Below are 20,436 nucleotides of genomic sequence, written 5' to 3'. Positions count from 1 at the left end.
CTCCTCCTGCTTAGGTCAGTTGGGGATCAAGGGCGGGTCCGGTGCTTTGAACACCGGGCCCGCCCGCTGTGTCCGGGGGCGGGTGCCCCCGGAAGGTGGGATCAGGCAGCGATCGGGTTGATCTCGCAGGGCCATGCCTGGCAGGCGCCGTCCTCGGGGCAGTCGTCCCAGATGACCTTGTACTCGGCCTCGGCGTCCTCGCCCCTGCCGACGATCCGGGCCTTGATGACGGTGCCGAGGGCGGCGGGGTCGCTGTGGTAGTGGACCCTGGTGCCGATCTCCAGAACCGTCATGTCGTCTCCCTGGTGTCTCGCTTGCTTATGTCTCTACTGTAGCTACACTGTAGCCACAGAGCAAGACCTATGAGAGACTTTTTGTAGCTACAAGGAGGCACGTACATGGCAGAGAAGCCACCGACCGCGCTCAGGCGCTTCCGTACCACCGATGAACTGTGGGAGCGCTTCGGCGATGCCGTCGAGCGCGGGCCCGACCCCGAGGCCGACATGTCCAAGGTGCTTCGCGCGTTCGTGCGCTGGTACGTGGGCGAGCCAGGGGCCAAGCTGCCCGAGCGCCCAGAGGACATGTGATCTTGTTCCGGATCTGTTCCGGCGAACGGTTCTAACCACAGCGAATCAACGGCAAATATCGGCAAGCGTTTTTGCAGCTCAAGGCGGGTGTGGGTCGGGTTGGTGCTGGTCAGAAAGGCAGGGGGAGCAGAACCCGGCCTACAGGCCGGCTCGTCTGCATTTTTCCCCGCCGGCTGTCGATGTGATCAGGTGTCGATCGGCCTTTAAGCTTTTCCGGCGAAGGTCAAGCCTCGTTGAGATCGGTGCAGTGCGCGATCGACGCGTCGTCCGGAGTCACCGCGTGGTGTGCCTCCGCCTGCCGGACCCGGTGGATGATCTCGGCGGGGCCGCTGGACGTCAGGATGGCCATGGCCCCTGGCCAGTCGGTGAGGCGGAATCGGTCCACGATGCGGCTGGCGCCATTGCTGAGCAGGGCGGCGCTGGTCAGGTCGGAGATCGGGCAGGCGCCGGTGATCGCCTCGTACGCCGCCTGTGGGTCGTCCTTGGCCACCCAGAAGCCGCCCGGCCGGTTCCGGTTGGCGCGCAGCGCTCGCAGGAGCCGGTGGTACTCGTCGCTCCCCTTGGCGGCGGCTTCGAGCGCGGGCTGGTACGACCGGCTGATGATCATCTCCCGGGGGTCGGAGACGACGAGCGGCGTACCGTCCGCTCTGTCGAGGACGACGAACGCGTCGCCGAGCACCAGGTGCTGGGCGAGGCCGCCGGACAGGCGCAGGATGGCCACGGCCGCCGACGGGCTGATGGGGTCGGCGACGTCGCAGGTGTCCCGGTGATCGTCCGTCACCTGCTCGATGGCCTCGGCGAGCAGCGCTGGAAGGGCGCGGTCCCGTACGCGTGACAGAAGGTCGAGGAGACGGCCTCCCAGGCGGGCGGCGTACCAGGCCACGCCGTGCATGCAGATCGATGCGGTGCCGGGGATGCCCGCGCCGTCGATCAGCACCGCTGCCGTCGGTACGACGCCGGTGAAGTCCTCGTTCGCGTGGTCGGCCCTGGCCGCAGTGCTCGTCATCGTCACCCGCATGGTGCGGCGCCCCTCTCACTGATCAAGGCACCGACTCTAACAAGCGCTTGGGCGGGATTCCCCGGCTGCGGGCGCCTCGCCGGTCAGGGGGCCACCGAGCTCAGCAGGGGCCGCCGATCTCAGCGCCGCCGTACCCGAGCTGCCCCGATCCGTGCTGCGCGCGCGTCCGGGCAGGGTCCTCGTCCGCCGAGAAGACGACAGGCGGTCATTCCGCAGGCGGACGACCGCCACGGCTTCCCCGCCTAACGTCGGCGACATGCTGAACAACCAGGTGACCTTCCGCCGCGTCGCAGCAGGTCTGCTGCTCATCGTGGCCCCGCTGCTGCAAGCGCTGGCCGTCCTCGTGGACCCCGGCACGTGGGGCGATGACCGCGAGGCGGTCAGCTTCGGCGACAACCCCGTCCTCGCCCAGACCCAGTCCGTGCTCTATCACTGGAGCTGGATGCTCATGGCGGTGGCCGCGTTCGGGCTCGTCCATCTCACCAGGCGCAGGGCGACCCGGCTCGGACACGTGTCCGGCGCGCTGACCGTGATCGGCTATCTGTCGCTCTCCGGTCTGCTGCTGAGCGACCCCGTGGAGTGGTGGCTGGGCCAGCGCTACACGCCGGAGCAGGCGCAGAAGATCCTCGACGAGATGCTGGGCCTGCCGGGCGTCCTCTTCGGCTTCCAGATGCCGTGGATGTTCTTCGGGTTCCTCGGCCTGCCGGTGCTCGTCGCCGCGGTGTGGCGGGCGGGGTTCGCCGGCTGGTGGGTGCCGGCGCTGGTCGCCGCCGGTTACCTGGGGTCGTTCCTGGTGGAGTACGGGCCCGCCACGGCGGTCTTCTGGACCGTGCCGGTGATCGGGCTGGGCTGGCTCGGGGTGAAGGTGCTGCGCATGGGAGACGAGGCGTGGGCGGCCTACTATCCGGCCGTGGCCGCCGGACACCCGGGGGAGTCGTACGCGCGGACCAGCGCTGAATGAGGGGCGAAGGCACCCGACACCTCCGCCCCTCCGGCCCCTGGGAGACAGGACCCACCGCGAAGCGAGCCATGGGCATGGGGGACGACCTCGCGGATGCCGATGACGCTAGCCGCGCACACGAGCCCGTTCTGCGGAGGAATACGCAGAAGCGGGCTCACGTCTTCACCGAGAGCGTGGAGGGCACCGGCGGCAGCATGTGCACCCTGGCCGAGCCGATGTCGAAGTAGAGCCCCACCAACTTCAGCCGCCCGGACCGGATCTGCTCGTCCACTTTGCGGTAGGTGCGCAGATTCTCCAACTGCTGTTGTACGTTCACCCGGCAGAGCGTGTCCAGCGCGTTGCCGTCCAGCCGGTCGCCCTCGGTCTCGATGAATCGGGCCAGGCTGTGGTTGCCATGGCGCAGCCAGCGCCGCATCGCCGGCAGGCTGCCCGCCTTCACCCCGCCGCTGAGCAGCCCGGCCATCGCCCCGCAGCCCGAATGCCCGCACACCGTGATCGTGTGCACGCCGAGCACCTGCGTCGCGTACTCGATCGCCGCGCCCACCGAGTCGTCGTACGCCTCGGAGCCCTTGCGCGGCACCAGGTTGCCGATGTTGCGCACGGTGAACAGATCCCCGGGCCCGCTGGCGGTGATCAGGCTGGGCATGACCCTGGAGTCCGCGCATGTGATGAACAGGTGCGTGGGCTGCTGCTTACGGGCCAGCTCGGTGAAGATGGGACGCACCAGCGGAGCCGTACGCCGGTGAAACTCCCGTGCGCCCGCGGTGAGCTGGCAGTCCGGCTGCACGGGATTGCCGTGCAGCGGCATGACCCGGTGGGCAGGGCCGCGACGCCGGTGCGCCCACGGCAGCCACGAGCGGTCCGGCGCCCTGGCCGGGTTCTTCGCGGGATACATGCGGACCCCGCTGACCGCCATGGCGTACCACTCCTCGTGGAGCTCGTCGATGTCCACGGTGCCGCCGAGCCGCTCGTGGTCCTGCCGCCAGGAGTGGATCGCCTCGAAGGCGGCGTTGTCCATGAAGTCGATGTCCAGGTCGAGGTCCACGGCCGCCCCCGCCGGGATCGCCCGCAGGTCCTGGGTGAGCCGCGGCACGCCGAGGAAGGTGAGGGAGCCGGAGATCGTCGCGTGGTGGCGGCCGTCGGGCTCCACCCGGGTCTTGACGGTGACCCAGGTCAGCCGGCGCAGCGCGAGCAGCGCGGCCAGGGCCAGACCGAACAGCACGCCCTCGGCCAGCCCGAGGAAGATCACGCCCGCCATCGTCACGAAGTAGGCGGGCACCTCGCCGTGGCCGTGCACCTTCTTGATGTGGCCGAGATTGACCATCTGCACGCCGATGAACACCAGCAGCGCCGCCAGCGCCTCCACCGGGATCAGCTGGATCGTCCAGCCGAAGCCGATCGCGAACACCAGCACCCACACGCCGTGCAGGATCGTCGAGGCGCGGCTGCGCGCGCCCGCGTGCGCGTTCGCGGTGCTGCGGACGATCACACCCGCCAGCGGCAGGCCGCCCAGCGCCCCGGCGACCATATTGGCCACGCCCTGCCCGGCCAGCTCCTGGTCCAGATCGGCGCGGGGGCCGGTGTGCATGCTGTCGACCGCGACCGAGCACAGCAGCGACTCGACCCCGGCCAGCAGCGCCACGAGCAGCACCGAGGCCATGATCAGATGCCAGTCTCCCTGCGGCAGCACGGGGAAGGCCCACTCGGTGAAGGTGCCGGACAGGTCGATGCGGGTGACGTCCCAGCCGAAACCCCAGGCGCTGGCCGAGGCGATGAGCAGCGCCGCCAGCGGCGCGGGCACCGCCTTGACCGGTTTGGGCATCCGCAGCCAGACGGCCAGCACCCCGATCGTGAGCAGACCCACCGCGATCTTGTGACCGTGCAGCTCGGCGAGCTGGCGGGGCAGCTCGATCAGGTTGGCCAGCGCCGAACGCTGCGGGCTGCCGCCCAGCACGATGTGCAGCTGGGACAGGGCGATGACCACGCCGACGCCCGCCAGCATGCCGTGCACGACCGCGGGGGAGACGGCCAGCGCCGCCCTCGCCGCCCTGAACACCCCCAGCAGCAGCTGCACCGCTCCCGCGAGCAGGGTGATCATGCAGGTCGCTCGCCAGCCGTACGTCTGCACCAGGTCGGCGACGACCAGGGACAGACCGGCCGCGGGCCCGCTCACCTGAACGGCCGAGCCGCCCAGCGCGCCCGCCACGATGCCGCCGACCACGGCGGCGATCAGTCCAGCGGCGAGAGGGGCCCCCGAGGCCATCGCGACGCCCAGGGAGAGGGGCACCGCGACGAGGAAGACCACGAGCGAGGCGGGCACGTCGTGCCTGAGAGTACTCAGGGCGCTACTGTCGGTCACGCGGGTCATGGTGCAAACCCTAGTGCCGACCCGGTTGTGTTTAAGACGCGGACAACGGGTTTTGCAAAACTATGCCTTGCCCGTCGTGTCGCTCGACGTCGCGCCGATCAACGATAGTAGTCGGGGAACTCCTGCTCCGGTGTCGTCCGGCGGTGGCCGCCGGTCTGCTCTGTGGCGCTGCCCGTGCCGGACTCGGCGGCCGCGTTGTAGCCGGGCCAGGTGCCGGCGGCCGCGGCGGGCTGCTCCGGCCACGCGGCCGCGGTGTAGGCGCCGGTCTCGTAGGCGTACGGCTGGCCGGCGGGCTGCTGAACGGGCGACGGGGCCGACAGCACGTCGTCATAGGCGGAGACGGTCCTGGCCGGCGCCGTGGGCGTGCCGGCGGCGGGGGAGGGGCCGGTCAGCGGGTCGGAGTCGTCGGCCACGGCCCAGCCGGGACGCACCTCGTAGGAGCTGGGATAGGTGGGTGCGGGCACGGGCTCGAACGCGGGCCAGGACCCGCTCGGCGTCGAGCCGGCGGGGGCGGGGTCGTCGAGGATGTCGGGGGAGGCCGCCCAGGAGCCGGACGTGGTGGCCGGCGTGCCGGACCAGTTGGGGTCGAGCGGGCCGGTGCCGCCGCCGGTGTAGGCGGGGAACGGGTCGCTGGTCGGTGCGCCGTGCAGGGGCGCGGCGGGCACGGCCGGGAAGGAGCCGCTGGACGCCGGGTGCACCGCGGGGAAGGAACCGCTGCCGGGAGAGCCGTTGCTGGACACCGACCGGTAACGCGAGTCGCCGCCGGAGGCGGGCTGGCCGTTGTTCGACAGGGACTGGCTCTGCGCCGCGGGGCTCGCGGGGGAGGAGCCGCCGGTCCGCAGCGGGTCGGGCCGGGTCGGCGGCACCGACTGGGCGCCTGCGCCCAGGATGCTCATCACGTCGGCGGTCGGGGCGGCGAACGTCACCGTGCGCTGGTCCGCCAGCTGACCGCTGGACTGCGCGGGGCGCTGCTGCACCGGCTCGACCAGGTCCGCCAGTCCGGCGGCGGCGGGAGCCGGAGCCTTCGCGGGGCGCTGGGGAAGCGGCGCCTGTACGGTCGCCGCGTTCGGGTCGGCGGCGACGGGCTCACGCCTGCTCCTGCGGGCGGGCCGGGCGGCCGGCCGGTCACGCTCTGCCGGGCCGGGGCGTTCGGCCCGGGCCGCGGGGCGCTCACGTTCTGCCGGGCTGGGACGTTCGGCCCGGGCTGCGGGCCGCTCACGCTGCTCCGCCGGGCCGGGACGCTCGGTCCGGGCCGCGGGCCGCTCACGCTCTGCCGCGGCGGGCCGCTCGCGCTCTGCCGCACCGGGGCGCTCGCCTCCGCCGGGCTGATCGGCGGGCCGTTGACGATCGACGGGGCGGGAAGCGCCCTTACGAGCGGCGACCGTGCCGCCGGCGCCGAAACCACCCTCCTCGGCGTCGCTGCGGATGTTGGCCCAGAACTCCTCGTCCTCGTCATCAGAGTGGGGGTTGCCCCATTCGTCCACGCCACGCTTGCCACGCTGGCCGGTGCGCACAGGTTTGGCCTTGCGCTCGTCGATAGGGCTGAAGTCCGGGCTGAACTTGCTCATCTTGGGCTCCGATGCGGCGAACTCGTCCGTCGAGCGCGCGTGGGTCAGCCCTTCCTTCTCAGCCATCTCCTTCAGCCGCTCGGGAGGGAGCGAACTCTCCCGGCGATTCATGGAACGCATGCCCAGTGCCACGACGACGAGCACGAGGAGCACGACAGCGACCAAGCTCACGACGACCGCGATCATTGCACCACCCTCAAAGCCATGGCCTCCCTGTGGCGCCGGTGAGATCGCGCGGCCATCGACGCGACCTGCCCCCTGTGATCACCAGCACCTAACAATTTGATCTGATTCTGTCGGACCACTATGAGCGTTGTCACACCCTAAGTGAAGAATTGGTAACCACTAACACGTGCAGTATTCGGATTTTCACTCAATGTCCACAACTGTGAGCCGCCCACGGGCGATGGTCTTGTCCGCGATCTTCTTCAAGATCTCCGAGAGGGAGGCGCCCTCCTGGACGTCGACCCGCGCACTCAGCGTGTAGACGCTGAACCGGTACGTGCCCTTGTCGTTGCAAGGAGGCTCGTAGCCGACCTTGCCGCTGGTGACCTTCGCCTGACTGGAGCCTTCTGGCAGGCTCTCGGCGGAATCGGGGCCCAGCTCGGTCGTGGTGGCGGGGATGTTGTAGAGCACCCAGTGCACGGCCGAGGTGGACGGAGTATGGGAGTCGACGACGATCGCGATGGACTTCGCCTTGGACAGAGGCTGACTGGACCAGCGCAGCGCCGGGCTGCCTTCGCGGCCCTTGCAGGAGTGCTGGCGGGGCAGCGGTTTGCCCTCGCGCAGGTCCGGGCTCGAAACGTTGATCCTCGCGATCTCGCTGGCTTCGGACCTGCCGAAGAAGGCGGTGCAACCGGTGGAGGCGAGCATCGCCAGCACCGCTGTCACAATGACAGCAGCGTGTCGCACGCGCCTCGCGTTGTTACACAGCCCCATGCCGCATGATGCTACGCGGGTCCAGGCGCTGCGAAGACCGTTTCGCGATGGTCGGTGGCCGGTAAAGGACGCGAAATCCGTCAGAATCGAGGCATGGAGCGGGTGAGTTCGGACCCAAGCCTGACCTTCGCCATCCTCGGCCCGCTCGAGGTTCGCCGAGACGGCGAGGTCGTGGAGATCGCGGGGCAGCGGCTGCGGACCTTGCTTGGCCTGCTCGTTCTCGACGCGGGCCGGACTGTTCCGGTCGAGCGGCTGATCGCCGGGATTTGGGACGAGCAGGTGCCGTCGGGCGTCGGCAACGCGCTGCAGGCGCTGATCTCACGGCTACGCTCCGCGCTGGGAAAAAATCATGCCCGCCGGCTCGTGGTCGCCGAACCCGCCGGATACCGGCTGGCGGCCGGACCCGATCAGGTCGACGTACGCAGATTCGCGCTTCTCGCCCGTGCGGGTCAGGCGGCGCTGGCGGCCGGTGACGCCCGCACGGCTGCCGCCACCCTGCGGGAGGCGCTCGCGCTGTGGCGCGGTCCGGTGCCGGCGGAGCTGGCGGGCGCGGGGCTCGCCGCCGACGTCGCCCGGCTGGAGAGCGGGCGGCTGTCGGTGGCCGAGGACCGCATCGAGGCCGAGCTGCTGCTCGGCCGGCCCGCCGCCCTCATCGACGAGCTCTCCGGCCTGCTGACCGCGCACCCGCTGCGCGAGCGCCTGCACGCACAACGGATGAGAGCCCTGTACGGCGCGGGCCGGCGAGTGGAGGCCCTGGCCGCGTACGAGACGGCACGACGCACCTTCCGCGACGAACTCGGCGCCGACCCCTCACCGACCCTGACAGAACTGCACCTGACCATGCTGCGCGACGACCCGCCCCCACCAGAAGACGTCACCCCTGCGACCGGCCCGCACGCGGCTCCCGTGACCGGCCCGCACGCGGCTCCCGTGACCGGCCCGCACGCGGCTCCCGTGACCGGCCCGCACGCCGGCCAGGGGTTGGAGGGGGCGCTGTCGGCGGGCGGGCGGCGGGGGAATTTGCGGGCGCGGCTGACCAGCTTCGTCGGACGGGAGGACGATCTCGACCACACCGCCGATCTGCTGTCCGCGCACCGGCTGGTGACGCTGATCGGGCCCGGGGGCGCGGGCAAGACGCGGCTGGCCACGGAGGTCGCGGAGGCCGTGGCCGCGACCATGCCCGACGGGGTGTGGCTGGCCGAGCTGGCTTCCGTGAGCGACGAGACTGGGCTGGTGCAGAGCCTGCTGAGCGCGCTCGATCTGCGCGACGGCCGGCCGCTGCCGCTGGCCTCCCTGCCGCGGGACCCGTTCGAACGCCTGGTCAGGGCGCTGCGCGGCAAGCGGCTGCTGATCGTGCTGGACAACTGCGAGCACATCGTGGAGCAGGCGGCGCGGGTCGCCGACCAGGTGCTCGCCGACTGCCCGGACGTCCGGATCCTGGCCACCAGCCGGGAGCCGCTCGGCATCACCGGTGAGGTCACCTGGACGCTGCCGCCGCTCGGCCTGCCACCGGCCGGCGCCGACCCGGCCGACGCCGCCGGCTACCCCGCCGTGCGGCTCTTCGCCGACCGGGCCGCCGCCGTACGGCCCGGTTATCGGGTACGGCAGGACACCGGGCCGGTCGTCGCCATCTGCCGGGCGCTGGACGGGCTGCCGCTCGCCATCGAGCTGGCCGCCGCCCGGCTGCGCTCGCTGACCGCCGAGGAGATCGCCGCCCGGCTGGGGGCGAGGGAGGGCAGGTTCCGGCTGCTCAGCTCGGGGAGCCGCACCGCCCAGGCGCGCCACCAGACGCTCCGCGCCGTCGTCGAGTGGAGCTGGAATCTGCTGGACGAGGAGGAGCGGACGCTGGGCCGGCGGCTGTCGGTGTTCGCGGGTGGAGCCACCCTCGACTCGATCGAACACCTCCACGCCGCCACTGACGAGCGCCTCCAGGGTGGACCGGCCGATGGCGCCGCCCATGACGTGCTGGGGTCGCTGGCCCGGCTGGTGGACAAGTCGTTCGTGATCTTTGACGCGGGGCGTTATCGGATGCTGGAGACGATCCGGGCCTACGCCGCTGAACGGCTCGACGAGTCCGGCGAGCTGGACGTCGTCCGGCGGGCGCACGCCGTTCACTTCACCGAGCTGGCCGAGGCCGCCGAGCCGGGGTTGCGTACCGGAGAGCAGATCGACCGGCTGGCCGAGCTGAGCGCCGAGCACGAGAACCTGTCCACCGCGTTGCGGTGGGCGATCGAGAGCGGCGCCGGCGAGCCGGCGCTCCGGCTGGTCGGCGCGCTCGGCTGGTACTGGTGGCTGCGCGGTCACCGGCTCGAAGGCGCGCTCCGGTCACGCGAGGCGCTCGCGGTCCCGGGCGGCGGTCCCGCCCCGCTGCGCGCCATGAATCTGGCGATACACGTGCTCAACGGGGTCGGCCTGCTCCTGTCGTGGGAGGAGGCGATGGTCATGCTGACGGAGATGCGGGAGCTGCGCTCGCCGGAGGTGGCGCCGCATCCGCTGGTGGCGCTGGCCGGGCCCATGTTCGTGCTGTCCGGCGGGGGCGCGCCGCAGTCGGAGGCGCTGGTGGCGGAGATGTCCGGGCACCCCGACCCGTGGGTGGTCGCCACCGGGATGCTGCTGCGCGGGCTGACGCACTATTCAGCCGGGCGCATCGAGCAGGGTGAGCGGGAGACCCTGACCGCGCTCGACGGCTATCGGATGATCGGCGACCGATGGGGCGCCGCCACCGCGCTCGCGACCCTGTCCGACGTGCACTTCCTGCGGGGCGAGTCCGAGCTCGGCATCGAGGTGATGCGGGAGGCCCTGGAACTGGTCGACGAACTCGGCGCGCTGGAGGACACCGCGTACATGCGGGCCAGGCTGGCGCTCGGCCTCAACCTGCTGGGCCGCCGCGCCGAGGCCGAGCGGCTGCTGCGCGACATCGCCCAGGTGGCGGCCGACAGCGGTGACCAGCTCGGCGAGGCGGGGATCCTGGCGGCCTGGGGCGAGTTCGCCAGACAGGACGGCGACCTGGGAAGCGCCCGCGAGCACTACGCGCGGGCCCTGAGCATGATGGACGCGAGCGCCGCCGTGCCGGTCCAGATGATCTCGGCCATCAACTCCTCGCTCGGCCTGCTCACCGTACAGGAAGGTGATCTTGAGAGGGCGCGGCGGCCGCTCACACTGGCGTTGAAGCAGGCGACCGAGGTGGGGGACGCGCAGCTCACCGGGATCGCCGTCATCGCCTGCGCGGGGCTGGCCCTGGCGCACGGGCGGGCGGAGGAGGCCGCGGCGCTGCTCGGCGGCGCGGAGGTGATCAAGGGCATCGCGGCGGTGGTGGACTTCGACCATGTACGGCTCACCGCCGACGCGAAGGCCGCGCTCGGGGATCGGGAGTTTCTCCGTCACCTCGAACGCGGCCGGGGGATGGACCAGGACGACGTCGTCGCGCTCGCGCTGCGCACGTGAGCCTGGTCAGACGCGGCTGCGGAAGACTCTGATCGCCAGCGGGGCGAACACCACGACGAAGCCCGCCGACCACAGCAGCGAGATCATGGCCGAGCCGGCCACCTCGCCGCCGATCAGCAGCCCGCGGATCGCGTCGGACAGATGGGTCACCGGGTTGAGGTCGGACCAGGCCCGCAGCCAGCCGGGGAAGGTGTCGGGCGACACCAGCGCGCTGCTGGTGAACGTCAGCGGCATCATCACCGAGAAGGCGATCATCTGCACCTTCTCGGGGCTGGACGCCTTGAGCCCGATCAGCACCGACATCCACGACATGGCCAGCGCCACGATCACCAGCAGGGCCAGCGCCCCGAGCAGGCCGGCCACGCCGGTGGAGATCCTGAAGCCGAGCACCATGCCGAACCCGACGAGCAGCGCGAACGCCCACACCTGCTTGAACGTGTCGGCGATGATCCGCCCGGCCAGCGGCGCCGTGCGCGCGATCGGCAGGCTGCGCAGCCGGTCGAAGACGCCCTTGGTGATGTCGGTGTTGAGGCCGATCGCCGTGGACAGGGTGTAGAACAGCGCGTTCTGGACGAGCAGACCGGGCAGCGCGAACTGCAGGTAGTCACCGGTCGAGCCGGAGATGGCGCCGCCGAACACGTACGTGAACAGCAGCAGGAACATGATCGGCTGGATGGAGAGGTCGAGCAGCTCCCAGGGGTTGTGCTTGATCTGCACCAGACTGCGCCAGGCCAGCGTCAGCGTCTGCCTGACCGTGGCTCCTGGGCTCACCCTCCTGGGCAGGGCGGGCAGGGGGGTGGTGATCGCGGTCATGAGTAGATCTCCTCTTCGGCCTTCGCCGGCTCCTCGGCGCGGTGGCCGGTCAGGGCCAGGAACACCTCGTCCAGGCTGGACTTGCGCAGCGCCAGCTCCGAGGCGACGATCCCCAGATCGTCGAGGCGGCGCACGATGGCCGGCATCACCGTGGGGTCGTGCACGGCGACGGTGACCTTGCCGCCCGACGTCTCGGGCCGGTCGGTCACGAGCTCGGCGACGACCTTGCGGACCAGCTCCAGCTGATGCGTCTCCAGCGGCCGCACCTCCAGCACCTGCCCGCCGGTGGTGGCCTTGAGCTCGTCGGAGGTGCCCGAGGCGATCACCTTGCCGTGGTCGAAGACCACGATGTCATCGGCGAGCTGGTCGGCCTCCTCCAGGTATTGGGTGGTCAGCAGCACGGTCACGCCGTCGGCCATCAGCCCCCGCACGACGCCCCACAGCTCGGTGCGGCTGCGCGGGTCGAGCCCGGTGGTGGGCTCGTCCAGGAACAGCACCTGCGGCCTGCCCACCAGGCTGGCGGCCAGGTCGAGTCGCCTGCGCATGCCGCCGGAGAAGGTCTTGGCCGCCCGGCCGCCCGCGGCGGCGAGGTCGAACCTCTCCAGTAAGGACATCGCCTGCTCGCGCGACTCACGGCGGGACAATCCGAGCAAGCGGCCGATCATCACCAGGTTTTCGACACCGGTCAGCATCTCGTCCACCGCGGCGTACTGCCCCGTCAGGCCGATCAGCGACCTGACCTGGTGCGACTGGCGCCCCACGTCGAATCCCAGCACCGAGGCCCGGCCGGAGTCCGGCACCAGCAGCGTCGCCAGAATGCGCACCGCGGTGGTCTTTCCCGCGCCATTGGGGCCCAGCACGCCGAGCAGCCTGCCAGGGGGCACGACGAGATCGACGCCGTCCAGCGCCTTGGTCTCGCCGTAGCGTTTCACCAGGCCTTCAGCCTCTATCGCATATCGCATGCCCCCACAGTGACCTACGCCACTGACATTTTCCGGATACGGATCGGCATGCCGCTGACAGATCGCTGATATGCCGCGAGCCATAAGCTGGTGCTGTGATGTCACCTGGCCCCCTCCGCGATCCGGCGAACCGCGTCTCGCCCAAGGCCCGCGGCCTCTGGCTGCTCGAGGCGCTGATCGGTTTCGTGCTCCTCATCGGCGGATCCATCCTGGTCGGCGGCTGGGTGGGCGGGAGCGGGTGGTCGTGGGTGCCGGACTGGTTCGCCGCCCGGCCCTGGGCGCTGCCGGTCGCCGTCGGCGTGCTGACGACGCCGTTCCTGGTGGCCGAGCCGTTCGTGCGCTACCGGGTGCACCGGTGGGAGCTGACCGGCGACGTCCTCTACGCCCGGCAGGGGTTCCTGACCAGGGAGTGGGTGTTCGTGCCCGTCAGCCGCATCCAGACGGTGGACAAGGAGCAGGGCTGGCTGGAACGGATGCTCGGGCTGGCGACGCTCGAGGTCCGCACCGCCTCGCACGCCGGCTCCTCCACGATCAAGGGACTCGACTACCTCGTGGCCGCGGGCCTGGCCGAAGGGCTGGCCCAGCGCGCCGAGCAGCTCAGGGACGACGCGACATGACCGGCCCGACCCAGCCCCCACAGCCCGACGGCCCGTCCCCGCACGATCGCCCGCCTGCGTCCGAGGGCGCGCCCCCATCCGCGGGCCCGGTTTCGTCCGACGGCCCGGTCCCGTACGATCGCCCGCCGACGTCCGGGGGCCCGGTTCCGTCCGACGGTCCGTCTTCGGCCGGGAACCCGCCGCCGTCTGATGGCCCACCTTCATTCGAGCCCTCCTCGGCGGGACAGCCTCCGTCCGAGGGCCCGCCCTCGTTCGAAGCCCCCGCTGTGGACCCGTCACCTGTCGGCTCGCCGCCGGGTGGCGGGGGGTGGGATCCGGGTACGTTGCCGGCGCCGGTGACGTCGCGGCGACTGAGTCCCAAGGTGCTGCTCATCGACCCGGTCCGGATGCTGCCCTCGCTGCTGCTGCCGCTGGCCGGGGTGCTCGTCGTCGGCGGCTTCTCCGGCAGGTCCTACCTGTGGGCCGCGCTGGGCCTGGTCGGCACCGTGGTGTTCGCGGTGATCAGGTGGCTCACCTTCACCTACGACTTCGCCGGTGACCGGCTGGAGATCAAACGCTCGCTGATCAGCCGTTCGGTCCGCACCATCCCCCTCGAACGGGTACGCGGGGTCGACGTGTCCACCCCGCCCATGCACCGGCTGCTGGGCCTGGCCGTACTCAAGATCGACACGGGCGCGAGCGGGGGCGACGGCGAGGCCACCCTCGACGGCGTCACCCTGGGGGAGGCCGAGCGGCTGAGACCCATCCTGCTGCGCCGCGCCCGCGCCGCGGGAGTCGAGGTCGAGGACGTCCCGCCGGAGGTGGCGCCGTCGCCCGGCCAGGGGGCCGATGCGGACGTCATCGTCGCCGTGCCGCGCGCCTGGCTCCTGTACGGCCCGCTTTCGGGCGCGTACCTGCTCACCCCGTTCGCGCTCGCGGGCGGCGCCATCGGCCTGGCCTTCCAGTGGGGCGACGAGTTCGGCCTCGGCAGGGACGCCGCCTTGACGGCCGGCGAGTGGCTCTGGGAACGGCCGTCCCTGCTGGTGGCCGCCGCGGTGCTGCTCGTGGTGGCGATGCCGTTCGTGGGCGGCGTGATGTACGCGGTGTTCAACTGGAACTTCAGGCTCAACAGGCGCGACGGCTACCTCGTCGCCGAGCGCGGCCTCATCAACAGGCGCAGCGTGTCGCTGGAGTCCAGGCGGGTGCGCGGGTACGAGATCGTCGAAGGTCTGGCCGAGCGCTGGGCCGGGGTCGCCCGGGCCTGGGCCATCGTGACCGGCCTCGGTGATTCGGAGACCCGCGGGCAACTCCTGCCGGTGGTGCCCCGGCACGTGGCCATCAACGTCGCCGGCGACGCCATCGGCCCGTACGAGGCCGAGGTGCGCCCGCACCCGCCCATCGCCCGCAACCGCCGCCTGTTCCGGGCCATCGCCCCGTGGCTCGTCCTCGCGGCCGTCGCCGCCGCGCTGATCTGGGCGACCGGGTCGCCGCTGTGGTGGGTCCTCCTGGTGCTCAGCCTGCTGCTGGCGGCCGTCGGCGTCCCCCTGGGCATCGACCGCTACCACTCGCTCGGCCACGGCTACGACGGCGTCCGCGTGACGGTGCGTTCCGGCTCGCTGCGGCGCGCGCAGGCGGTGGTGGAGCGGCGCGCCGTGGTGGGCTGGCGCCTGCGCCAGACCTGGTTCCAGCGGCGCGCCGGAGTCCTCACCATGATCACGGGTGTCGGCGCGGGCAAGGGCGGCTACTCGGCCATCGACGTCTCCGAAGCCCAGGCCACCGCCTTCCCCGCAGAGGTCACCCCAGAATGGCTGGCGCCGTTCCTGAAGACATGACCTTCACGCGGCCCTGCCCTGACCAGGTCACCTTCTGGCTTGGTACGGAACGGTCCCAACCCGACTCCTGACTGGCCCGGTCCTTTGCGCTGGGCCAGGTGGTTCTGGGTGAGTCGGGTGGAGTGGTCGCGGGCTGGTCTCTGGCTGGCTCGGTCCAGGGCCGGGCCAGGGACTGAGCTCGGTGTGGAGTGGTTCCGGACTGGCTCAGTCTTGGTGCGGGGCGGTGGTGGGTCGGGTCAGTCCTGGCGGCGGGCGCCGAACATGATCTCGTCCCAGGTGGGCACCGACGCACGCCTGCCTCGGGAGCCCTTGCGCGGCTGACGTGCGGCCGGGGCAGGGGGTGGGGAGGGCACCGGCACCGGAGGCTCCTCCTTGGCGGCGGGCTCCTCCTTCGCCTCGTCCTCCTTGCTCGGACGTGCGGCGGGCACGGGCTTGCTCCCTGCCGCGCCCTTACCCTCGGGCTTCGCCTTCGCCGCAGGCTGCGCCTTGACCTCGGGCTCGGCCTTGGTCTCGGGCTCCGCCTTGACCTCGGACTCCGCCTTGGTCTCGGGTGTCGCGTCCTTCGCCGGTGCCGCGTCCTCACGGGTGGCGGCCGGCGTGGCGTCCTGTGTGGGCGCTGCGGAGGCTGCCTCCTTCGCGGGGGCGGGCGTCGTCTCCTTTTGAGGAGCGGCCTCCTGCTGAGGAGCGCTCGACGCAGCGTCCTGCCGAGGCGGGTCGGCGGGCCCCTGCTGGGGTGCCGGTGAGGCGTCCTTCGCTGGTACGGCGGCCGCGACGTGCTTGTCGGCGGCGGGTGGCGCTGCGTCCTCCTGGCGCGCGGCGGACGCTGGGTCCTTCTCCGGTACGGCGGGCTTCGCGGTCTCGGCCGTGGCCGGTGCCGTCTCTGCGACGGCGGCCGGTGTCGCCTGGCTGGAGGCGCTCACCGTCGGCTTCTCGGAGGTGGTTCCCGTTGCTGCAGGCGCCTCTTGCGAGGCGTGGTCCTTGGTCTCGGCGGCGTGGGTCGTCACCTCGGTGGGTGAGGTCGCCGCCTCCACAGTGGGACTCGGCGCCTGTGCCACCTCCTGGCCGGCGGATACCTGCGACGGGCGCGCGTCGGCGGCGGGTGTGTCGGTTGCCTGCACGTCGGCGCCATCGACGGACCCTGCGCTGACGGCCTGAGGCGTCGAGTCGGATACTCGGGCTTCGGCCTGAGGCTCGGGCTCGGACTCGGGCTTGGACCCGGTCTCCGGAGCGGGGGATGCTTCCGAGGCTGCGGGCTGGGAGGTCGACTCCGCGGCGTCGGTGTTGGGCTGCGGGCTGGTGGTGTCGGCGGTCGACCCCGGGTCGTCCTGGGCGACTGCTGGTGCGGGGGTCCCCGCGACAGGGCCGGTCTCCGTGGCACTGCTGGTGAGCGACTGCGCCTGGGCAGGTGCCTCAACGGCCGACTGTGTCCGCGGGGTAGTGTCGATGGGCTCCTGTGACTGCGACGCGGTCTCGGTGGCCTGCTGGTGCTGCCCTGGAGTCTCGGTGGCGGAGCGTGACTGAGTCGGCGTCTCCGCAACACGCGTCTCTACGGCAGGCGTCTCCGTAACAGGCGCGGCCGTAACAGGTGTGTCGGCACCACGCGCGTCCGCAACGGGCGCGTTCGCAGCACGCGTCTCTACAGCGGACGTCTCTACAGCGGACGTTTCCACAGCAGGCGTCTCCGCGACAGCCGCCTCTGCAGCAGGCACCTGTGCAGCAGACGCCGTTGTTGCAGACGCCGTCTCGACAGGGTGCGCCGGCGCGGACGTAGGTGCAGGCGTGCTGTCGGCGCCGGGGGTGGCGGGCGAGGAGGGGCGGGGGGTGTGGAAGGGCTCGCGGGACTGCCCGAAGTCGGGCAGCCATGGCGAAGACCCGCCTCGCCGGGAGATGGTCTCGCCGGGACGGGTGTGGCCGGTCTCCCTGGCGGGCGGCTCTGTCCGGTGGGTGTCGGGTGCGCGCGAGCCGTCCCGGTGCGCCGGGTCGTTGTCGCGGGCCGGCGACCGGTCGTACGGGGCGTCCATGGCGGGGGTGGGCGGCGGCACCTCGTAGGAGGGAGGGTAGGTCTCGGGGCCTCTGGCCTGCGGCTCGTAGCCGACGGCCGGCTCCTCGTGATCCTGCTGCCGGATGACGGACGGGAACGGCAGCGGGTCGGCGGCGAGCGGCGGGACCGGCTGGAGCTTGGCCACGCGCGGGGCGAACGGCGTGACGGTGGTGTCCTCGACCACGGGGTTGGGGTCGAAGTCGGCCGACGACAGCCGCAGCGCCTCGTCGTCGTTGGGGCTCACGTGGCGGCGGCGCGGGTCGAAGAGCCATTCGGCGTGCCTGGTGTGACCGTTCCAGACGTAGCCGAGCTTGACCCGCCACAGGCCGTCGTCACGCTTGGCGGAGTCCCAGTCGATCTCGTCGGTGGGCACGCCGCGCCGGTTGAGCCGTTCGGCGACGAGGTCGCCGAGGACGGGACCGGAGGAGGACTCGCCGGGCATCCGGACGGCGGCGCGCTGCGCCTGCTGCGCGACGTACTCGCGCTCCTGGAGCACGGGCCCCTCGAACCAGCGGACACGCTCGACCGGGATGCCGGCGGTCGCGGCGATCTCCTCCGCGGTTTCGCCGGCACGGATGCGGGCCTGGATCTCCTTGGGGCGCAACGGACTCTCCACTTCGATCTCGTACTGGCCGAGACGGGAGAAGTTGCCGCGGACGGCAGCACGGAGCCGGTCGTCCACGGGAAGTGTGAAGCGCGTGCCTCGCCCGGCAGTAGCCAGCACGAGATAGGTGCCGTCCTCACTCACCGCGACGAGTCGGAGCTCCTGCATGCGAGTCCCTTCGTCAGCGTGCTCATTCTTCCCCCGGACCCTTGAGTCTCTCGCGTGTGCCGGTTGCCTGCCAGCACCGTACCCGGCATGTCCGAACATCGCCTTCGTGGGATAGCCTCGGGGCGTTGTGACGCCGGTCACATTTGACGAATCCATCCTTTCAGAGCCCGCCGCCGCGCATGAGGAGGTTCGAGGTCCTCGACGGATTCTGGCGAATATCTCCGCGTGCCGCCGTGCAGTTCAGCGAAGACGCCAAGGTGGCGGGACTCGCGTTCGGATGGAGCTCCAACTCGCGGGCGGCGGTGCCGGCGAGTTGCGGCGCGGCCGCCGAGTACGCCTGCCCGCCGGGAGTGGTCCGGCAGCCGCCGGAGTCCGCCGCCGCGGTGACGAAGACGCCAGAGCGTACGAGCTCGCGCGTGGCGGCGTTCAGCGCGGGGGAGTCGGCCCCGTCGAGCGAGAGGGTGGTGACGGCCGGGCCGCGCGCGTGCCGGTGCACCCAGTCGAGGCCGGCCAGCAGGTCCGACAGGGTGCCGGAGCCGCGGCAGCCGAGCACGCGCACCGAGGCGATCCTGGCCTGCGGCGCCACGCCGTGCGAGCGGCCGGCGACGGCGCGGGCGACCTGGGTGCCGTGTCCGGTGCAGTCCTGCCCGGTGCCGCCGGTGGCGTCGAAGGCCCGCCAGGCGCGGTCGCCGAACTCGCTACCGGTGAGGTCGAGGCCGCTGTCCATGACGTAGACCGTGACGCCTTTGCCGCCCTCGGCCGGCACGGTGGCGGGCGCGCGGCCGGTCATGGGGTGGATCTCGCGGTCGGGCTCCAGCGCCTGTACGCGCGGGTCGGCGCGCAGCTCCGTCTCCTCGGCGGCGCTCAGCCAGGTGGCGAAGCCGGGCAGCGCGGCGGTGTAGTAGCGCCGCACGCGCCGGCGCACCTCGCCGACGAGATCGCGGGCGGCGGCCCGGTCACGCGCCGTGACGATGTAGGGCCGGGTGGGCTCGGTCACGGCGGGGCGGCCGGCCAGGCCGGCGGCGGGGGTCATGGCGAGGGGCACAGCGGTGGTCACGGCCGTCGCCGCGGCTGTGACCACGGCCGCCGCGAGGTATACGGAGGGCAGGCCGAATCGTCGGGGCACGAGCGACGAGGGTGCCCCGCGCGCGGCGCGCGGGAACCACGGGACACGCGCTCGCGGCCGATCAGGGAACGTTTTTTACCTTCGCCATGGCCGCGATCAGCCGAGAACCGTGTCCAGGTAGGCGTTGCCGAACAGGCGGCCCGGGTCGAGCCGGTCGCGCAGGGCGACGAAGTCGGCGAAGCGCGGATAGACGCCCCGCAGATAGGCGGCGTCCTTGGTGTGCAGTTTGCCCCAGTGCGGCCGTCCGCCCAGCCGGGTCATGATCTCCTCGACCCCCTCGAAGTAGGCGGGGTTGGGCGTGCGCCGGTAGACATGGCAGGCCAGATAGGCCGTCGGCCTGCCGTACGCGGTGGACAGCCACGCGTCGCTGGCGGGCGTGACCCGCACCTCCACCGGAAAGGTGATCGTCCAGCCCGTCCGCTCGATCAGGTCGCGCGTCTCGCGCAGCGCCTGTCCCAGGCGCTCGCGCGGGATGGCGTACTCCATCTCCAGAAAGCGCACGTCGCGCCGCGCGGTGAAGATCTTGTACGAGGCGTCGACGGCCTCGGAGTGGCCGAGGGCGGCCGCGCTGAGGGCGTTGATCCGCGGGATCAGCGCGGGGAAGCGGGCGCCGGTGGCGCAGGCGGCGCCGAAGAGGGTGTTCTCCAGGAACACGTTGTCCAGCCAGTACTTGAAGGAGCTGGGCGGCCGGGCCGGGCCGGGGTGCCGGTTGTTGGTCTTGACCAGGCAGGCGTCGGTGTGCGGCAGCCAGAAGAAGTCCAGGTGCTCGTTGCCGGAGGTGGTGGCGTCGAGTGCGCCGAGGATGGCGCTCAGCGTCATCCGCCGCCGCTGGTTGCGCAGCAGGAACGCGGGCTCCACCCGGAACGTCACCGCCGTCAGCACGCCGAGCGCGCCGAGGCCCACCCGGGCGGCGTCGAACAGGTCCTCTCCCGGTGCGGCCGTCACCACGCTGCCGTCGGCGAGCACCAGCTCCAGCTCGGTGACCTGGTCGGCCAGGCCGCCGGTGTCGCGGCCGGTGCCGTGCGTGCCGGTCTGGATCGCGCCGGCGACGGTCTGCTCGGTGATGTCGCCCATGTTGGCCAGGGCCAGGCCGCGCTCGGCGAGCAGCTCGTTCAGCGCCTTGAGCGGGGTGCCGGCCAGCACGGTGACGCGGTCGTGGTGCCAGGACCTGACGCCGGCGAGCCCGCCGGGGAGCAGCAGGATGCCGTCGGTGAGGGCGACTCCGGTGAAGGAGTGGCCGGTGCCGGCCATGCGCAGCCGCCGCCCGTTCGCGGCGGCGGCCCGCACGGCGTCGACGATCTCCTCGGTGGAGGCCGGGGTACGCACCTCGGCGGGGACGCCGGTCTGGTTACCTGCCCAATTGGTGAAGACCATGAGCCGCGTCCCTGCCTAGAAGAGCACCGTGATTA

General features: G+C 71.8%; 15 protein-coding genes. 5 read left to right on the top strand and 10 right to left on the bottom strand.

The window, feature by feature from the left end; all coding sequences use genetic code 11:
• Positions 1–101: 101 nt before the first annotated feature.
• Positions 102–293: a hypothetical protein gene (locus OHA68_RS43225; RefSeq protein WP_327105424.1), complete on the bottom strand. Its 192-nt coding sequence runs from the start codon at positions 291–293 to the stop codon at positions 102–104.
• Positions 294–398: 105 nt separating this feature from the next.
• Between OHA68_RS43225 and OHA68_RS43220 the strand changes: the two genes are divergently transcribed.
• Entirely contained in the window at positions 399–587 is a 189-nt protein-coding gene (locus OHA68_RS43220) for a hypothetical protein (RefSeq protein ID WP_327105423.1), read from the top strand.
• Between the two features lie 223 nt (positions 588–810).
• Here OHA68_RS43220 and OHA68_RS43215 read toward each other — a convergent pair whose 3' ends face one another.
• Positions 811–1,593 (bottom strand): integrase, encoded by a 783-nt coding sequence (locus OHA68_RS43215; protein ID WP_327105422.1) that lies wholly within the window; start codon positions 1,591–1,593, stop codon positions 811–813.
• A gap of 268 nt (positions 1,594–1,861) precedes the next feature.
• Between OHA68_RS43215 and OHA68_RS43210 the strand changes: the two genes are divergently transcribed.
• Complete coding sequence (locus OHA68_RS43210) at positions 1,862–2,566, top strand: hypothetical protein (protein ID WP_189140815.1); 705 nt, start codon at positions 1,862–1,864, stop codon at positions 2,564–2,566.
• A gap of 154 nt (positions 2,567–2,720) precedes the next feature.
• Here OHA68_RS43210 and OHA68_RS43205 read toward each other — a convergent pair whose 3' ends face one another.
• The 3 genes from OHA68_RS43205 to OHA68_RS43195 form a co-directional block, all read right to left on the bottom strand.
• The gene (locus tag OHA68_RS43205; protein ID WP_407674400.1) at positions 2,721–4,934 is read right to left on the bottom strand and encodes a SulP family inorganic anion transporter; all 2,214 of its coding nucleotides are present in this window, start codon (positions 4,932–4,934) and stop codon (positions 2,721–2,723) included.
• A 98-nt stretch (positions 4,935–5,032) separates the two neighbouring features.
• A complete protein-coding gene (locus OHA68_RS43200) occupies positions 5,033–6,688 on the bottom strand; it encodes a hypothetical protein (RefSeq protein WP_327105420.1) in 1,656 nt (551 codons plus the stop codon).
• Between the two features lie 183 nt (positions 6,689–6,871).
• The gene (locus OHA68_RS43195) at positions 6,872–7,375 is read right to left on the bottom strand and encodes a YbhB/YbcL family Raf kinase inhibitor-like protein (protein ID WP_327109627.1); all 504 of its coding nucleotides are present in this window, start codon (positions 7,373–7,375) and stop codon (positions 6,872–6,874) included.
• Between the two features lie 159 nt (positions 7,376–7,534).
• On the opposite strand from OHA68_RS43195, the gene OHA68_RS43190 reads away from it, so the two are divergent.
• Positions 7,535–10,885 (top strand): AfsR/SARP family transcriptional regulator, encoded by a 3,351-nt coding sequence (locus tag OHA68_RS43190; protein ID WP_327105419.1) that lies wholly within the window; start codon positions 7,535–7,537, stop codon positions 10,883–10,885.
• A gap of 6 nt (positions 10,886–10,891) precedes the next feature.
• Here OHA68_RS43190 and OHA68_RS43185 read toward each other — a convergent pair whose 3' ends face one another.
• Both OHA68_RS43185 and OHA68_RS43180 read right to left on the bottom strand, forming a co-directional pair.
• Positions 10,892–11,698 (bottom strand): ABC transporter permease, encoded by an 807-nt coding sequence (locus OHA68_RS43185; RefSeq protein WP_327105418.1) that lies wholly within the window; start codon positions 11,696–11,698, stop codon positions 10,892–10,894.
• Positions 11,695–12,660, bottom strand: a complete 966-nt coding sequence (locus OHA68_RS43180; RefSeq protein ID WP_327105417.1) for an ATP-binding cassette domain-containing protein — start codon at positions 12,658–12,660, stop codon at positions 11,695–11,697. Before OHA68_RS43180 ends, OHA68_RS43185 begins: the two co-directional genes overlap by 4 nt.
• 98 nt (positions 12,661–12,758) lie before the next feature.
• Here OHA68_RS43180 and OHA68_RS43175 point away from each other — a divergent pair, with 98 nt between their 5' ends.
• Positions 12,759–13,277: a PH domain-containing protein gene (locus tag OHA68_RS43175; protein WP_327105416.1), complete on the top strand. Its 519-nt coding sequence runs from the start codon at positions 12,759–12,761 to the stop codon at positions 13,275–13,277.
• A 335-nt stretch (positions 13,278–13,612) separates the two neighbouring features.
• A complete protein-coding gene (locus tag OHA68_RS43170; protein WP_327105415.1) occupies positions 13,613–15,088 on the top strand; it encodes a PH domain-containing protein in 1,476 nt (491 codons plus the stop codon).
• A gap of 236 nt (positions 15,089–15,324) precedes the next feature.
• On the opposite strand, the gene sepH is transcribed toward OHA68_RS43170, so the two are convergent.
• From sepH to OHA68_RS43155, 3 genes are all read right to left on the bottom strand, one after another.
• Complete coding sequence (gene sepH / locus OHA68_RS43165; RefSeq protein ID WP_327105414.1) at positions 15,325–17,901, bottom strand: septation protein SepH; 2,577 nt, start codon at positions 17,899–17,901, stop codon at positions 15,325–15,327.
• Between the two features lie 160 nt (positions 17,902–18,061).
• Complete coding sequence (locus OHA68_RS43160) at positions 18,062–19,027, bottom strand: S8 family serine peptidase (RefSeq protein ID WP_327105413.1); 966 nt, start codon at positions 19,025–19,027, stop codon at positions 18,062–18,064.
• Between the two features lie 96 nt (positions 19,028–19,123).
• A complete protein-coding gene (locus OHA68_RS43155; protein ID WP_327105412.1) occupies positions 19,124–20,401 on the bottom strand; it encodes a D-arabinono-1,4-lactone oxidase in 1,278 nt (425 codons plus the stop codon).
• Between the last annotated feature and the right edge of the window lie 35 nt (positions 20,402–20,436).

It is taken from the genome of Nonomuraea glycinis (assembly GCF_035920485.1).
Taxonomy (GTDB): domain Bacteria; phylum Actinomycetota; class Actinomycetes; order Streptosporangiales; family Streptosporangiaceae; genus Nonomuraea; species Nonomuraea glycinis.
This window is presented reverse-complemented; position numbering and strand designations above follow the sequence as displayed.

Coding starts and splice junctions, on each gene's coding strand:
- OHA68_RS43185 (WP_327105418.1), bottom strand. CDS start 11,698: ATGACCGCGATCACCACCCCCCTGCCCGCCCTGCCCAGGAGGGTGAGC.
- OHA68_RS43155 (WP_327105412.1), bottom strand. CDS start 20,401: ATGGTCTTCACCAATTGGGCAGGTAACCAGACCGGCGTCCCCGCCGAG.
- OHA68_RS43190 (WP_327105419.1), top strand. CDS start 7,535: ATGGAGCGGGTGAGTTCGGACCCAAGCCTGACCTTCGCCATCCTCGGC.
- OHA68_RS43225 (WP_327105424.1), bottom strand. CDS start 293: ATGACGGTTCTGGAGATCGGCACCAGGGTCCACTACCACAGCGACCCC.
- OHA68_RS43200 (WP_327105420.1), bottom strand. CDS start 6,688: ATGATCGCGGTCGTCGTGAGCTTGGTCGCTGTCGTGCTCCTCGTGCTC.
- OHA68_RS43180 (WP_327105417.1), bottom strand. CDS start 12,660: ATGCGATATGCGATAGAGGCTGAAGGCCTGGTGAAACGCTACGGCGAG.
- sepH (WP_327105414.1), bottom strand. CDS start 17,901: ATGCAGGAGCTCCGACTCGTCGCGGTGAGTGAGGACGGCACCTATCTC.
- OHA68_RS43215 (WP_327105422.1), bottom strand. CDS start 1,593: ATGACGAGCACTGCGGCCAGGGCCGACCACGCGAACGAGGACTTCACC.
- OHA68_RS43220 (WP_327105423.1), top strand. CDS start 399: ATGGCAGAGAAGCCACCGACCGCGCTCAGGCGCTTCCGTACCACCGAT.
- OHA68_RS43205 (WP_407674400.1), bottom strand. CDS start 4,934: ATGACCCGCGTGACCGACAGTAGCGCCCTGAGTACTCTCAGGCACGAC.
- OHA68_RS43175 (WP_327105416.1), top strand. CDS start 12,759: ATGTCACCTGGCCCCCTCCGCGATCCGGCGAACCGCGTCTCGCCCAAG.
- OHA68_RS43195 (WP_327109627.1), bottom strand. CDS start 7,375: ATGCTCGCCTCCACCGGTTGCACCGCCTTCTTCGGCAGGTCCGAAGCC.
- OHA68_RS43210 (WP_189140815.1), top strand. CDS start 1,862: ATGCTGAACAACCAGGTGACCTTCCGCCGCGTCGCAGCAGGTCTGCTG.